12 protein-coding genes and 1 tRNA gene are annotated in these 14,317 nt (G+C 59.1%); 3 read left to right on the top strand and 10 right to left on the bottom strand.

Going from position 1 to position 14,317, the window contains the following annotated elements:
- Positions 1-44: 44 nt before the first annotated feature.
- The 3 genes from BSF40_RS06310 to gabD form a co-directional block, all read right to left on the bottom strand.
- Entirely contained in the window at positions 45-1,259 is a 1,215-nt protein-coding gene (locus BSF40_RS06310; protein WP_095964472.1) for a response regulator, read from the bottom strand.
- Between the two features lie 136 nt (positions 1,260-1,395).
- A complete protein-coding gene (gene gabT / locus BSF40_RS06305; protein WP_007975624.1) occupies positions 1,396-2,673 on the bottom strand; it encodes a 4-aminobutyrate--2-oxoglutarate transaminase in 1,278 nt (425 codons plus the stop codon).
- A 184-nt stretch (positions 2,674-2,857) separates the two neighbouring features.
- Complete coding sequence (gene gabD / locus BSF40_RS06300; protein ID WP_095964471.1) at positions 2,858-4,300, bottom strand: NADP-dependent succinate-semialdehyde dehydrogenase; 1,443 nt, start codon at positions 4,298-4,300, stop codon at positions 2,858-2,860.
- A gap of 348 nt (positions 4,301-4,648) precedes the next feature.
- Here gabD and BSF40_RS06295 point away from each other — a divergent pair.
- Positions 4,649-4,725 (top strand) — tRNA-Arg (locus BSF40_RS06295).
- Positions 4,726-5,335: 610 nt separating this feature from the next.
- Positions 5,336-5,629 carry a DUF3077 domain-containing protein gene (locus tag BSF40_RS06290; protein WP_095964470.1) on the top strand — a complete coding sequence of 98 codons (294 nt, stop codon included), beginning with the start codon at positions 5,336-5,338 and terminating at the stop codon, positions 5,627-5,629.
- 338 nt (positions 5,630-5,967) lie between these two features.
- Here BSF40_RS06290 and BSF40_RS06285 read toward each other — a convergent pair whose 3' ends face one another.
- The 5 genes from BSF40_RS06285 to BSF40_RS06265 form a co-directional block, all read right to left on the bottom strand.
- Positions 5,968-7,329 (bottom strand): M48 family metalloprotease, encoded by a 1,362-nt coding sequence (locus BSF40_RS06285; RefSeq protein WP_256585803.1) that lies wholly within the window; start codon positions 7,327-7,329, stop codon positions 5,968-5,970.
- Positions 7,320-7,685 carry a hypothetical protein gene (locus BSF40_RS06280; protein ID WP_095964468.1) on the bottom strand — a complete coding sequence of 122 codons (366 nt, stop codon included), beginning with the start codon at positions 7,683-7,685 and terminating at the stop codon, positions 7,320-7,322. The genes BSF40_RS06285 and BSF40_RS06280 overlap by 10 nt, the downstream gene beginning before the upstream one ends.
- Positions 7,645-9,057, bottom strand: a complete 1,413-nt coding sequence (locus BSF40_RS06275; protein ID WP_095964467.1) for a CHASE2 domain-containing protein — start codon at positions 9,055-9,057, stop codon at positions 7,645-7,647. Before BSF40_RS06275 ends, BSF40_RS06280 begins: the two co-directional genes overlap by 41 nt.
- A 217-nt stretch (positions 9,058-9,274) precedes the next feature.
- Positions 9,275-9,544 (bottom strand): hypothetical protein, encoded by a 270-nt coding sequence (locus BSF40_RS06270; RefSeq protein WP_219735711.1) that lies wholly within the window; start codon positions 9,542-9,544, stop codon positions 9,275-9,277.
- A 43-nt stretch (positions 9,545-9,587) separates the two neighbouring features.
- Positions 9,588-10,148, bottom strand: a complete 561-nt coding sequence (locus tag BSF40_RS06265; protein ID WP_095964466.1) for a YbhB/YbcL family Raf kinase inhibitor-like protein — start codon at positions 10,146-10,148, stop codon at positions 9,588-9,590.
- A 139-nt stretch (positions 10,149-10,287) separates the two neighbouring features.
- On the opposite strand from BSF40_RS06265, the gene BSF40_RS06260 reads away from it, so the two are divergent.
- Positions 10,288-11,817 (top strand): apoptosis inducing factor family protein, encoded by a 1,530-nt coding sequence (locus BSF40_RS06260; protein WP_095964465.1) that lies wholly within the window; start codon positions 10,288-10,290, stop codon positions 11,815-11,817.
- A 72-nt stretch (positions 11,818-11,889) separates the two neighbouring features.
- On the opposite strand, the gene BSF40_RS06255 is transcribed toward BSF40_RS06260, so the two are convergent.
- Both BSF40_RS06255 and BSF40_RS06245 read right to left on the bottom strand, forming a co-directional pair.
- Positions 11,890-13,395 (bottom strand): YdgA family protein, encoded by a 1,506-nt coding sequence (locus BSF40_RS06255; RefSeq protein ID WP_095964464.1) that lies wholly within the window; start codon positions 13,393-13,395, stop codon positions 11,890-11,892.
- A gap of 279 nt (positions 13,396-13,674) precedes the next feature.
- On the bottom strand, positions 13,675-14,310 hold the full coding sequence (locus tag BSF40_RS06245; RefSeq protein ID WP_095964462.1) for an NADH:ubiquinone oxidoreductase subunit N: 636 nt from the start codon (positions 14,308-14,310) through the stop codon (positions 13,675-13,677).
- Positions 14,311-14,317 lie beyond the last annotated feature (7 nt).

Below are 14,317 nucleotides of genomic sequence, written 5' to 3'. Positions count from 1 at the left end.
CCCCTTTCGCGAGCAAGCCCGCTCCCCAAGGAATTGAGTGAAACCTACTTCTTGCGAAGGCGCATCAATTCCGGCAAGCCGATCTTGAGCAACCGCGCCGTCCGGCTCTTGGCCAGCTCCTCAATGCCCTCATGCTCGGTCAGGCGCGCCATCTGCGCCGCCATGTTCATCACCAGCGCTTCGCGGGAGTAAACCCCGCCACCGAGCTGGTAGGCCGCGGCAATCAGCTCCCGTAACTCCAGCGGCAGGCGCCAGCGTGTACGCAGGGCCGAGCCATAGGCCGCGCCATATTCAACAAGCGCTTCACCCACTTCTTCCAGCTCGTCCAGTTCGCCGCCAGCCTGTTTCCATTCCTGTAGACAGCGCAGCAACGCCAGATCGCCGAGACGGTGCAACATGCCGGCGCAATAGCAGCGCTCCTGATCCAGATCAAGCAAGCGCGCCAGGGTGCGCGCATACTCGGCAGTGTGCAGTGACAGCTCCCAGTAACGCTCGGCATAGTCGGCCAATTGCGGATCGCTGAGCCGGGCACTGCGCTTGAGCGTCAATCCGAGAATCAGGTTCATGCTCTGCCCGGTACCCAGGCGATGCAGCGCCTGGGACAGGGTTTGCACACCCGCGCCGCGGTGCTGGGCCGCGCTGTTGGCGGCGGCAATCAGCACAGCCGTAACCTGCGGATCGGTGCGGATTTCGTCCTCCAGCACCGTCAGGTCGAGGCCATTGGGATTGAGGCTGCGTTTGACCGCCACTTGCACGTCGGTCATCAGCGGCGCACCGTCGGCCAATTCCCGTCGACGCTCCAGAAACACCGACAACGTCATGCCCGGCGCCAGCGCCGGCACTTCGCACGAGACTTCTTCCCCCGCGTGCAGCAGCAACCCCTGCAACCGATGGGTCAGGCTTTCCATGTTCAGGGGCTTGGTCAGGTACGCGGCCGGCGCCAGCGGCAAGGCCTCGCGCACGCTGGCACTGTCGTTGCGACTGCTCATGAGGATGAAGGGCAGCGGCGGGTTGCGTTTGCGCTGGCGGATGTTACGCAGGACATTCAGGCCATCGACACCCGGCAACTCCCAATCGGCGATGACCAGGTCATAGGAATTGGCAGCCAATAGCTCCAGCGCTTGCTGGCCATCGGCGCACAAATCCAGCCGTGCATCGCAGCGTACGTTCAACAACACTTCCTTGAGCAGATCCCGGGACCAGGGGTCGGCCTCGGCAATCAGTACTCTCGGAACCGCGGGTAAAATGACAGTTGTCATACAGCTCTCCCTGGCAATGCAGGAACCTTAGCCAATGCTGGCCATTCGATACAGCGTTAATGCGCGGGATGTGTTTTCAGGGGCATGAAAAAACCCGCCGAAGCGGGTTTTTTGTGGATCAGGTCACACTGGGTGATCAGAGCTCGGCGAAGCACTCTTCGATGATCGCCAGGCCTTTGTCCAGTTGCTCGTCCGGCGAGGTCAGCGGTACCAGGACGCGCAGAACGTTGCCGTAGGTGCCGCAGGACAGCAGGATCAGGCCCTTGTCGCGAGCCTTGGCCACAACCGATGCCACAGCGGCGGCGTTTGGCTTGTGGCTGTCGCCGTTTTCGAACAGCTCGACAGCGATCATCGCACCCAGGGCACGGACTTCGCCGATCACCGGGTACTTGGCCTGGATGGCCTTCAGGCCAGTTACCAGACGCTCGCCAACGGCCTTGCAACGATCCAGCAGGTGCTCTTCTTCGAACACTTCCATCACGGCCAGAGCCGCGGCGCAAGCAATCGGGCTACCGGCGTAGGTGCCGCCCAGGCCGCCTGGAGCGATGGCGTCCATGTATTCGGCCTTGCCGCACACACCGGCCAGCGGGAAGCCGCCAGCGATGGATTTGGCGAAGGTGGTCAGGTCGGCAGCAACGCCCATCTGTTCCATGGCGAAGAAAGTACCGGTACGGCCAGCGCCAGTCTGTACTTCGTCAGCGATCAGCAGGATGCCGTGCTGGTCGCACAGGGCACGCAGACGCTTCATGAATTCTTTCGGAGCGACGTAGAAACCACCTTCGCCCTGAACCGGCTCGATGATGATCGCAGCGATGTCTTTCGGCTCGGCGTCGTTCTTGAAGATGCGTTCGATGGAAGCGATCGAGTCGTCGATGCTCACACCGTGCAGTTCGTTCGGGTACAGCGCGCGGAAGATGCCGCCTGGCATCAGGCCCATGCCAGCCGAGTAAGGCACGACTTTACCGGTCAGGCCCAGGGTCATCATGGTGCGACCGTGGTAAGCGCCGGTGAACGCGATCACACCGGCACGGCCAGTAGCGGCACGGGCGATCTTGATCGAGTTTTCCACGGCTTCGGAACCGGTGGTCACCAGCAGGGTTTTCTTGGCGAAATCACCTGGCACCTTGGCGTTGATTTTTTCGCACACTTCTACGTACGGCTCGTAGGCCAGTACCTGGAAGCAAGTGTGGGTCAGCTTGTTCAGTTGCTCGGTCACGGCCGCGATGATTTTCGGGTGCACGTGGCCGGTGTTCAGCACGGCGATACCGCCGGCGAAGTCGATGAACTCACGACCTTCAACGTCGGTCACGGTCGCGTTCTTCGCGGACTCGGCGAAGATCGGGTGAATCTGGCCAACACCACGTGGAACTGCGTTGGTACGGCGGGCCATCAAAGAAGCGTTAGTCTTGCTCATTACATTCCTCATTCGCCGCTCATCGGTCGGCGTGGTTCAAGGATTAAGCAGCGGGGAACAGCGGCGGCAGCATGCGATGATCGACTGCCACGGCGTTCCCGGCCACCGAGAATATTCCGGTTTGAAGCGGCGCAAAGGGACAGCGCTCTCGTGCCCTTTGCGCTTGAAGCAATGCTCTTCCGGGTTAGATGCCCAGGCAGAGGTATTTGATTTCCAGGTAATCTTCGATGCCGTACTTGGAGCCTTCACGGCCCAGGCCCGAGGCCTTGATGCCACCGAACGGCGCGACTTCGTTGGAGATCAACCCGGTGTTGACGCCGACCATGCCGTATTCCAGGGCTTCAGCCACACGGAACACACGGCCCAGGTCGCGAGCATAGAAGTACGAGGCCAGACCGAACTCGGTGTCGTTGGACATCGCGATCACGTCGGCTTCGTCTTTGAAGCGGAACAGTGGGGCCAATGGACCGAAGGTTTCTTCCTTGGCCACGGCAGCGTTGTTCGGCACGTTGGTCAGGATGGTCGGCTCGAAGAAGTTACCTTCCATCGACTTGCCGCCGGACAGCACGGTGGCGCCTTTGGAAACGGCGTCAGCAATGTGCTCTTGCACCTTGGCCACGGCTTTTTCGTCGATCAGCGGGCCAGTGGTGGTGCCTGCTTCCAGACCGTTACCGATCTTGAGCTTGGCCACAGCCACTTTCAGCTTCTCGGCGAACGCGTCGTAGACCGAATCCTGAATGTACAGGCGGTTGGCGCAGACGCAGGTCTGACCGTTGTTGCGGTACTTGGAGATGATCGCGCCTTCGACGGCCTTATCCAGGTCCGCGTCGTCGAACACGATGAACGGCGCGTTGCCGCCCAGTTCCAGGGACACTTTCTTGATGTCCTTGGCGCATTCCGACATCAGTTGACGACCGATTTCGGTCGAACCGGTGAAGGACAGCTTGCGCACGATCGGGTTGCTGGTCAGTTCGCTGCCGATGTCGCCGGCGCTGCCGGAAACCACGCTGAACACGCCTGCAGGGATACCGGCACGCTGGGCCAGTTCGGCCAGGGCGAATGCAGAGAACGGAGTTTGCGAAGCAGGCTTGAGCACCATGGTGCAACCGGCGGCCAGGGCCGGGCCGGCTTTACGGGTGATCATCGCGGCCGGGAAGTTCCACGGGGTGATTGCAGCGGTCACGCCGATTGGCTGCTTGATCACGATCAGGCGCTTGTCTGGCTGGTGGCCCGGAATCACGTCACCGTAGATGCGCTTGGCTTCTTCGGCGAACCACTCGATGAAGGAAGCGGCGTAAACGATTTCACCCTTGGCTTCGGCCAATGGCTTGCCTTGCTCCAGGGTCATCAGGCGAGCCAGGTCGTCCTGGTTCTCGATGATCAGCTCGTACCAGCGACGCAGCTTGGTCGCACGTTCTTTGGCGGTCAGTGCACGCCAGGCCGGCAGCGCTTTGTCAGCGGCTTCGATCGCACGGCGGGTTTCGGCAGCGCCCATTTTCGGCACGGTGCCCAGAATTTCGCCCGTTGCCGGGTTGTTGACCTTGATCGTCTGACCATTGTCCGCATCAACCCACGCGCCATCGATGAAGGCTTGCTGGCGGAACAACTGGGTGTCTTTAAGCTGCATGTCGGCTTTCCTTAACAGCACCGCGCACGCGCGGAGCAAATTATGATTGTAGAAAGGCGCCTCGATAGGCTGCCGTCAGGGAAATCATTCACCGGGCTGAAGCACATAAATAGCGCACTGATTGAACTCGTGCGGTTCAGCACCCAGACAAGAGCGTTTGAAATCTCAAACGAATCCTAGGATCAAAGGGGGTAAAGGACAATAGGCTGTTCGAAAAAAAGAACGAAAACGACGCATTTGCCCGTATTTTCTGATCAACGTAGCAAACGCCCGTTACAGCTTTAAAAAAACGCAGGCGATTCAGCAGCATGGACGCCCGCAGTGCATATGAGTATCATGGCGCCCGCTGCACCAGTAGCTCAGCTGGATAGAGTACTGCCCTCCGAAGGCAGGGGTCGTGGGTTCGAATCCCGCCTGGTGCACCATACGTTGTAACGAGAAAGCCTCAGGCCTTATGGGTCTGGGGCTTTTTTGTGGGTGTTGTTTTTATGAAATCAAACTGACTCCATTGGAGCCGGGTGAGAGGTAGCAGGCCATTGGCAAAACATCGGCATGAGTTCCATGGCGTAGCCGATGGCATGCGGGCTGAAGGGTCAGTAGTCAACTTAAAGTTGACTACTCCAGCACTCGGCGAGCGGTAGAAGGGGGAAATCCAGACAATCCCCCCAACTGCCAAGGTTGCAGGAGATAAGCCTGCACGATACCCTTCCGCCGTCGCTGCCAATTCAGTGACCGGGCTTGGTAACCCGAGAGTTAAGCGCAACAGCGCCCCCATTCGAATTGCAGGCGTTTTTTTTCGCCCGTAATTTTGAGTTATGGCGGCTGTGCGTGGGACGTTTTCGGACGTGCCGGATTCCTTGACTCCCGGTTTACCAACCTGCGCACAGCTGCCACCCATTCGCTTGGTAACGAAAAGTGGCAGTTCCACGTCAAGGAGCTAGACCATGCGCAATACAAATCCGTACGAAATTCCGCTTTCCCTCAACGCGATTACAAGTCGCGCCCTCAATGCATCTCCGTCACTGGAGGTGGCAAATGACTGAACAACCAGAAGCAAAAACCATCGGTTTGACTCCCTGCATGTATTGCCCGGACGAACCGCTGTTCCATGTCAGTGGTGGCGTGCCTATTAGCAAAGCACTGGCACAGGCGTCCAACCTGCTGTTCCTGGCCAAATCGTTCGCCGAGGATGCGGCCTACGCAAAAGACACCGACCGCCATGCGTGGGCCGCCCACTATCTGACTGCGATGAGTAAGGCTGTGATCGATGATGTGGTTAAAGTGCTGACGCGACCGACACAGGTTCGCCAGCGACAAGCTGCAGAATAGTGGCGACCCACCCTTGAAATGCGCCCCGAATTCTCGGGGCCTCCAAAACTGCCAGAATTACACTGAAAACACCTGATCGATTCGCACGTACATCAGAGATGGACAAATCATTTCACTTTTACGTACAGCCTTAAGGCAAGAAATGAAAGCCGGGCGTTTCCCGAAGTCAGTACACATCAGCGCTGGTCGCAAGGCTTGGCGGGCATAGTGCTGGCAAAATGACTAGAGTGCCCCGAAAGCTGAAAAAAGTAGCAGTGACTCAGCTTCCCGCCCGACATTATGTAACAGCGCTCTTCCATCCCTCCGGATATTCGCGCGCAGCCTTGGAACAACTGGTATCACCAGTTCGCACCGCCATACTGCTTTGCCTGTTTCTCGAATTTAGCGCAGGCGTTGTAGGTAGCCACATCATCGACCACGTTGGAAACGCAGCGGCCATAAGCAATCAATTCGTATACTTGAAGTCCATGACGCTTGGTCAGGTAGTACTCCACAGGTAATAGTTGTGCCATGTAGCCCACCTCCAGATGCGAGTCTTCAATGGCCTTCATGACCTGCTTCTGGTCACCGCTACGGTCGACTTCCTTGAACAGCATGTTGAATGTCCAGGCCGTACGCCCGGTACCCTGCAGGCTGGTACGCAAATAGGATGCCGCCCGCGTCGAGTCGCCAGCGATGGAGTAAGCCATCGCCAGTTTGTTGGTGACTGCGACGTTGCCCTGCAGGGTTGCCGGCAAGGGCTGCGCTTCGATGCGAGCCAGATTCGCCTTGAGCTGTTCGCGATTGCTGGAGACCAGATCGTTCAGTCGGAACAGATAGTCCGTCGAAGGGAAATCCGGCAGCGGCCCCGACGGCCGGCGACGGCGCTGCTCTGGCGGCAGGCTGGCGGTGAGTTTCACGATCGGTTCCAGCCGCTGTTCGGACGATTGATAGATACTCTCGTCCACATGACTCAGTTCCTTGCGGCAGCCCTTCAGATTGATCTGGTAATTGCCGCCCTTACCCGTCACGCAACTGGTTGTTTGCGGGGCACGCGCCACCAGCGCACCTTCACTGTATTTGCCGAGACGGCGTACAGCCATTTTAAGACCATCGAGCGAATACCCGGCTTTCACCAGCAACTGCGCGGAAAAATGGTCTGCCGCTATTTCCTGCTCTTGGTTCCAGTGCCGATAGACAAGACCCTTGGTCATGTCATCGACAGTCTCGCCGAAGAGCAGGCTATAACCACCGGCTCCAGCGGCCCAGGCGCCCAGTTTGGTCATATCCAATGCAGTCTGTTGCAGGCCGCCCTTGGTGGTATCACCTTGATAGACATGCCCGAGCTCGTGGGCGATGACCGCTGCAACCTCATCTTCGGAATTGGCCTGGGCTATCAGCCCGGCCGACACCACGATGGTTGTAGCAGAGAGAGAATAGGCCTCGTACCCGCTGAACGAGTCCACGACCACCACGCAGTCGCACGGCACTGCCCAAGCACCTTCAAGGCGCTGGCGGATACGCTGTACATATTCGATCAGCGCAGGGTCCAGCACTGGCGTGCGATCCATCTGCCGCAACAGCCGCACATCATCAATGTTGACTTTGCGATCGGCGCCCTCCAACGGCTTGAACGCGCTGTACTTCGGGTCGACAGCGCAACCGGACAGTGCCGCCAGTACAAATGCGAACAGACAGACACTCCGTCTCATCATTTGCATCCTTCGCCCGCTCCCTTGACGCTTGCAGATTTCGCATCGCCAGCCAGAGTCGCAGGTATGGTGCTACAGGCATCGACCACCAGTTTTTCGTTCACCAACTGCACATCGGCACGCGAAACTTTCCAGGCAGCGGTGCCCTGGCGAAACTCCAGGCGGTTGCCTTCCACTGACTTGGCCGACAGTGGGTAAATCAGTTTGCCCAGCTCCGATACCAATCGATACTCGCCACCCTTGGCGGCTTCAACTTCGATGAGCTCGGGATGGGGAATTGCCTGGATCTGCAACGTATCTGCCGAAGCCGATAAGATATTCAGACTAGCAAGCAGCAACAGCTGGATTGGGAAGTGCTTTTTCATCAGGTCCATCCTTAGAGTAATTCTGCTCACCGGCCAAGACGATCTCCCAAAGGAATGGCACGAAAGCCGCCAGTGCCAACCAACCTTCGGGAGCCATGTTCGCCCGGTAAAACAGGTAGTAGCCGACCGCGACCACCGATGTGTTGAGTGCGGCAAACCCCAATGTCCTGCCGACCTTTGAGCCAATTGAATCTTTCTCGGCGGCGCTGGATTTCCGTGTCTGGACGCGCCAACCAAGGGTGCCCTGCAGCTGCATACACATCAGAATCATCACCAACAGGAATAGAAAGTTGGCAATTCTGGAATCACTCTGATGTATGTAGTGCGCTCCCCTTTCGTCCAGGTTTGCCAATGCATTGGCGTGCAGGTATACGCCAGCCACTTGGCCATACAATGGCGACTCTACATAGTCGTTCAGGCTGGGCATAACATTCCCCACCAACACCACGAAGGGTTCACCGGGCTTGAGTCGGGGTGGCCTGAGACTTACCGGGTGTTCGCCGTACAACTGCGACAGTCGAACCTGATGGACCGGCATGCACGCGGCTGTCGGGTTTTCGGCTGCCGTCGAGAAACCAGCGAGACGCAAAGAAATCGAAATCAAATCACTCCACGCACTCGCTTGCTCGGCACTGCAATCGTCCCGAGAGGTCATAGTCCACTGTATGGAAAGTTCTGGCAGGCTTGCCGCCTCGGCCCAGCGACAATCTTCGCCGCGGGCCTTGCACAAATCCTGGTAGAGCGCGCCAGCCGCCGTCGCCACAGGCTCAGCGGCGCTCGCTGTGCCCAGAGACGCCTTCAGCGGATAGAGATCGCCTATCCCATCCCACGCAGAGACTGCCAGCGAGGCGGACCGCAACTGCTGGCGGGCCTGTGGAGACATCGGCACAAAACTCCCTCCCCCGGCCAGATGAATCTTCGATGCCACCGGGTTTTCGTCCAAACGCTCCAGGACACGACCGAGCTGCTGCAAGTCGCCACTCGTAGTGCGAGGGCGCTCAAAGAAGATGTCGTAGAAGATGGCCGCCGGAGCCGGTTCGCCGCTCTTGGACAGGGCGAGATCACGCAAAATGCGACCATGATCGGCGTAGGTCAGGGGCCAGTCATTGGCCTCCAGCCAACCCTTTCCATCATTGTGCAAACCGGCGATGCTGGGGTAATCAATAGCGACGACCGTTACCGGTGCGGGCTCGACAGGAAAACTGAACGCCCGGAATCTCCCGAGTTGATCCGACAGAGCCTTGTCAGCGGCGGAGCTCAGGCCAAACGGATCACAGAACAAGCCCCAGTATCCAAGGATCAAGTAAAGCCCTACACGAGCCAGTGGCCACTTACGGAGTCTTTCAAAACCTTCATCCAAAACCCTGAACACTCTATCGCTCCGTGATGTCACTTGGCCACTTCTCGACCAAGGATATCCAAATGATTCGTGCGATGTACATTTAATTAAATAGTTTTGCCTACAGTCAGGTGGCGGACGTTGTCGGCAGCTCGGCCCGCACGGGCAAACTGTTTAGACACGCGAACGCCTCAGCTCCCAAGGCCCGGGCCGTTTTTACGGCACAAAAAAACCGCCGAAGCGGTTTTTTTCATTCTGTGGTCCAGTCGAACTCGTCGTACTCCTCATCGTCCTCGTCGTCCTCGAAGAACTCCTCTTCAAGGTCGTCGTCTTCAACAACATCTTCTTCCGGCTGGTTCAGCAGAAAATCCTTGCGACTCTCGGTAATCGCTCGCCGTAGTTCTTCACCCTTTTGCGGGCAGTTGAGCATTTGGGCGATGCGGTCGATTTTTTTTGCCACGGCATCCTCCAACGCATCGGCTATAGCCTGATAGTGCGCGCTTTCGGGGGTGGATGCCAAATCCCCGCCATGCTGCGCACTTCAGTTTTCTGTAAATCCGCCTTTAGCGGTGATAGCGCCGTACCACGCTGCTGTTTCTCAGGACGTGGCCTTTGATTTTTTCCAGCAGCTGCGCACGGGTCAGGCCGGCGGGCAAGGCGTCCGGGGCCAGGTCCAGGGCGTAGATCTGGATGATGTAGTGGTGCGCGCTGTCTCCAACGGGCGGGCAAGGGCCGATGTAGCCGGTGGTGTTCTGGCTGTTGGTACCGCCAACGCCCTCGAGGCCGGGTTTGCTCCCGGCACCGGCCGGGATCTGGTGGGTGCCGGCCTTGATGCCGTAATGCACCCACTGATCGAGACCCTGGCCTTTCTGGCCGTCCGGGTCGTGCATGACGATGGCGTAGCTTTGGGTGGCGGCCGGGCCGGTGTTCCAGTTCAATGCCGGGGAAATATTGTGTCCGCCACAGCCCGCGGAATCGCTTGCAGCGGCCGATGTGAACAGACGGTCATCGGAAACTCCGGGAATGTTCAGGGTGAAGCGCTCCTGGGCCTGCGCCGGGAACTGCACGCAAAGGGCGACAGCGGCGCCTGCGAGCCAAGCGTTGATTGAGGTCAATCGGGTCATACCGGAGCACCTTGTGCGTGTTGGGCCGTCGTCGGCGTGCAAACTATAGCCGGACCGTTCACGCCGTGGCAGCGGGGAATTGGCTGAACCTCGCGATAGGCACCAGACTCATAAGTAAACGTCTGTCTGGAGAGCAATCATGACTCTGCATCGCGTTGCGCGTGTCACCAATGTGCCCGAAGACCGGGGTCTGGAAGTGCAAGTCCAGGGCAGCAAGATTCTACTGTTGCGGGCCGGTGAGCAACTTCGCGCTTATCAGGCAGAATGCCCGCATGCCGGCGCCCCGCTGGTTGACGGTGCGGTATGCAACGGTCGCCTGACCTGTCCGTGGCACAAGGCGCAGTTTCGGATCGAGGATGGCGGCCTGTGTGAGCCGCCAGCCCTGGACAGTCTCAAGCGCTATCCCCTCGAAGTCCGTGACGGCGACATCTGGGTCGGCGACCAGCCATTATCGGACGCCCACACGCCACCGGCCGACGATCCACGAACCTTCATCATTATCGGTGCTGGCGCGGCAGGTACCGCGGCAGCGGCGGCGTTGCGCGAGAAAGGTTTCGGTGGCCGGGTGCTGTTGATCGACCGCGAAGCCGAGGCCGGATACGACCGCACTGCGCTGAGCAAATACGTGATCGCCGGGGAAATGCCGCCGCAGGAAGTCCCGCCGCTGCGCGACGAGGCGTTTTACCGCGAGCAGCGGATCGAGCGCCTGCAGGGCGAAGTGGCCAGCCTGGACGCATCAAACCGCACACTGCGGCTGACTGACGGCCAATCACTGACCTACGACGCCGCGCTGCTGGCCACCGGCGGCATACCCAAGCTGTTGACGCTGCCCGGCGCCGACTTGCCGCAGGTGTTCGTTTTACGCTCCAGAGCCCATGCGCAGCAGATTCTGCACAGCGCCAGCGCCGGCCAACGGGTGGTGATCATCGGCGACAGTTTCATTGCCATGGAGTCCGCCTCGTCCCTGCGCCAGCTTGGCCTGGACGTGACTGTGCTGGCCCGCCACGCAGTGCCTTTTGCCAAACAGTTCGGCGAAACGGTCGGCAAGGCCATTCGCGCGCGGCATGAAGCCCATGGCGTGATGTTTCATACCCAGGGCAATGCGGCGCAGATCGAAGGAACGGACAAGGTCGAAGCCGTACGCCTGGACAACGGCCAACGCCTGGCGGCCGATCTGGTGCTGGTCGGCATTGGCGTCACGCCGGCCACCGCCGCCTTCACCGGGCTGGCGAAAGAACAGGATCAGTCGCTGCGTGTCGACGGCGCAATGCGCGTGGCCGACGGCCTCTGGGCGGCTGGCGATATCGCCACCTTCCCGCTGAACAACCAATACGTGCGCATCGAACACTGGCGACTGGCCCAACAGCAGGCGCGGATCGCAGCGGCCAATATGCTGGGCGGGGACGAGCATTACCTCGACGTGCCGTTTTTCTGGACCTGGCATTTCGGCAAGACCTACGACTACCTCGGGCACGCCGAGGCTTGGGACGAAGTCGAGTTCAAGGGCGACCCTTACGATCCGCCGTTCATCGGCCTGTTCGGAAAAAATGGCGTGGTGTCGGCGGCGCTAGCCTGCGAGATGGACCGGGCCATGGCGATGCTTGCCGAGCGGATGAAACAACCCTTGCCCTGGGAAGAGGCATGGCGCCTGATCCGTGATGTTCCCTAGCGATGCCGGACAGCAAAACGCCCGACACCTGCGCGATGCAGAGGCCGGGCGTTTCCGGGTAAACGGCCGCCGTTATTCGGTGGCGCCGGTTTCCGCAAACTTGCTCATGACAAAACCGGCAAACTCTTCGACGGTCATTTTCTGGCCGTTGAAGTCCACCTGATTGTTGGCGTAACGCAAGTTGGTAACGATGTTGTTGCCGTCCAGTTTTGCCAGTTGGCTGCCGACCGCCATGCTGCTGAACATGTCCGCAGTGGCGGTGGCCTGATCGGCAATCAGCTTGGCGTCGGTCTGACCGTCGATTTGCGACTGCACGGTGAGTACATCGACCAGCATGGGTTTGGACACTTTCAGTTTGAAGTCCAGCAACGCGATCAACTGCCTGACCAGTTGATCGGTCGGCAGGTCGATGGTTTGTGGCTTGGTCAGGTCGAGCACCATGTTGGCGCGGCTCTCACCGTTGGCTGTGTTGAACGACAGGTTTTCCAGGGCTACCTGCGGACCGGCCGCCAGCAGCTTTTCCAGGCTGGACTTGAGCAGTGCTTCCTCGGCTTCGGTCAGTTTCAGCTCCGGTGCCGGCAGGCCCGCTGCCGCCGCTTCGGCCGCCGCACGCTCATACGGCTGCAGCTTGCTCTGATAGACCTGCATCAACGACATCGTGGCCGGAATGTCGAGGTTCTTCACGCTCATGGTCAGCGCACCGGAACCGATGATCTTGCCATTCAGGGACACTTCGCCAACTTTGTAATCGGCACGCCCGGAAGCGTTGCTGCCCTTTTCTTCCGTCAGGTTTTTCATCTCGAATTTCTTGAAGTCCAGCACCGACTGCTTGACGCCAAAAGTCGATTTGCCGCTGGCCAGTTCGAGGACGTTCTCGCCGACATAGAAACCGTAGGTACTTTTGGTCAGGTTGCTGGCCAGGGTCAGGCCGTTCAACTCAACCTGCACCGGTGCCTGGTCTTCGGAAACGGTGGTCACTTTCAGGCTGTCCATGTAGCCGTTGGCCTTGACCTTCTGCGCCTTGGCGCTGGCGTCGACGTCCATGCTCAGGCCGGAGAATTTCATGCTCGACTTGTCATCCAGCGCCATTTCCAGCGGCAGCAACTCGAAGGTGCCATTGGTGGCGTTGTCATAGCCGATGTTGACCACGCCGGTCAGTGGGGATTTGTCCTTGGCGGCGGCAAACCACTTCTCGGTGAACGGGGTCTTTTCCAGTTCATAGTGACTGGTCGCCAGGACCGGCAGCCACTTCAGCGACATCAGCCGCGAGAACGGCAACGGGCCGTGTTCGATGTGATCGACAAACAGCAACTCGACCGGTGCTTCGCCGAACATTTCACCTTCGCCCTTGAGGCGATAGTGCGCGGTGCTGCTGAATACATGACGCTCCAGCGACACCAGTTCCAGCGACGCGGTGCCGTTGGAACCGACCATGGCCGCTTGCAGCTCCTTGTTGGCATCGGCAATCGAGGCGTTCAACACACCTTCAAGCTTGGTGCCGGTGAACCAGGCTCCGCCTGCGCTGATGGCACCGATTGCGACAACAATTCCCAGTAGCACGCCTGCTGATTTGTTCATGTATGGCCCGTTCAATGTCCGTTGTTGAAAGTGTGGTCGTCTTCCCTGAACCCATGACGGGTTGCGGCTCGACTGTGCTGAAAGTGGAATGCAGATTAGCACCGGGCGCGACGAACGGCCCAATGATTAAAGGTGAAGGAGTGTCTTGGGGGCGCGCAGGGTTCGAAATTTTCGCTGTGCATTCAATCGCCTTCGCGGGCAAGCCCGCTCCCACAGGGGAATGCATTCCAATGTGGGAGCGGGCTTGCTCGCGAAGGCGGCATAACAGCCAACACAAAATCAGGAATACTGGACTTCGATCTCGTCCAGTTGATGATCAAAGCTTTTAAGCCGCGCCGTCCAGGTGTACACCAGCACTTCGAAGTCGCGGTTGATCACCGCTCCGCCCGTCACTTCCGCGCGGGGGTCGCAGACGTCCAGTTGATAACGTTCGCGGGCCATGGCCGTGGCGACATCGGCCAGCTCCCGGGCATTGCTGAGCCAGTGCCGACCGTCGTCAGCCACTTGCCGGTCGAGCGCAAGGCATTGTTTTTTCAGGTTTTCGAGGCTTTTCTCCAGCGGCGTGCCGGTCAATTCGCCCATGACCTCCTGAAACGTGCGCCCCGGCTGCCAGTAACTGCCCCAGAAATAGCGGTCGAACACCGTTTCGACACGACGCAACGCCACCTTGGTATCCCAGATCAGGACCAGGGTCTTGCCTTGTTCGAGTTGTCTTTTTTTGATGCGCTGATTCTGGACCGACGCCCAGGCCACCACCGCAACGGACATCACGGCTATCAATGCGACGGCACTGTCGAGGAACACCAGAGCCTGGTCGATCTGGTGGGCCAGCATGACGCCGTAGAAATAGGTGGCCGATAGCAGCACTAATGCCACGATGGCGCACCAGAAGCCAAGAGCATAAGGGTTTTTCATTATTGGT

It is taken from the genome of Pseudomonas sp. ACN5 (assembly GCF_002303975.1).
Taxonomy (GTDB): domain Bacteria; phylum Pseudomonadota; class Gammaproteobacteria; order Pseudomonadales; family Pseudomonadaceae; genus Aquipseudomonas; species Aquipseudomonas laurylsulfatiphila.
This window is presented reverse-complemented; position numbering and strand designations above follow the sequence as displayed.

Coding starts and splice junctions, on each gene's coding strand:
- BSF40_RS06310 (WP_095964472.1), bottom strand. CDS start 1,259: ATGACAACTGTCATTTTACCCGCGGTTCCGAGAGTACTGATTGCCGAG.
- gabT (WP_007975624.1), bottom strand. CDS start 2,673: ATGAGCAAGACTAACGCTTCTTTGATGGCCCGCCGTACCAACGCAGTT.
- gabD (WP_095964471.1), bottom strand. CDS start 4,300: ATGCAGCTTAAAGACACCCAGTTGTTCCGCCAGCAAGCCTTCATCGAT.
- BSF40_RS06290 (WP_095964470.1), top strand. CDS start 5,336: ATGACTGAACAACCAGAAGCAAAAACCATCGGTTTGACTCCCTGCATG.
- BSF40_RS06285 (WP_256585803.1), bottom strand. CDS start 7,329: ATGCAAATGATGAGACGGAGTGTCTGTCTGTTCGCATTTGTACTGGCG.
- BSF40_RS06280 (WP_095964468.1), bottom strand. CDS start 7,685: ATGAAAAAGCACTTCCCAATCCAGCTGTTGCTGCTTGCTAGTCTGAAT.
- BSF40_RS06265 (WP_095964466.1), bottom strand. CDS start 10,148: ATGACCCGATTGACCTCAATCAACGCTTGGCTCGCAGGCGCCGCTGTC.
- BSF40_RS06260 (WP_095964465.1), top strand. CDS start 10,288: ATGACTCTGCATCGCGTTGCGCGTGTCACCAATGTGCCCGAAGACCGG.
- BSF40_RS06255 (WP_095964464.1), bottom strand. CDS start 13,395: ATGAACAAATCAGCAGGCGTGCTACTGGGAATTGTTGTCGCAATCGGT.
- BSF40_RS06245 (WP_095964462.1), bottom strand. CDS start 14,310: ATGAAAAACCCTTATGCTCTTGGCTTCTGGTGCGCCATCGTGGCATTA.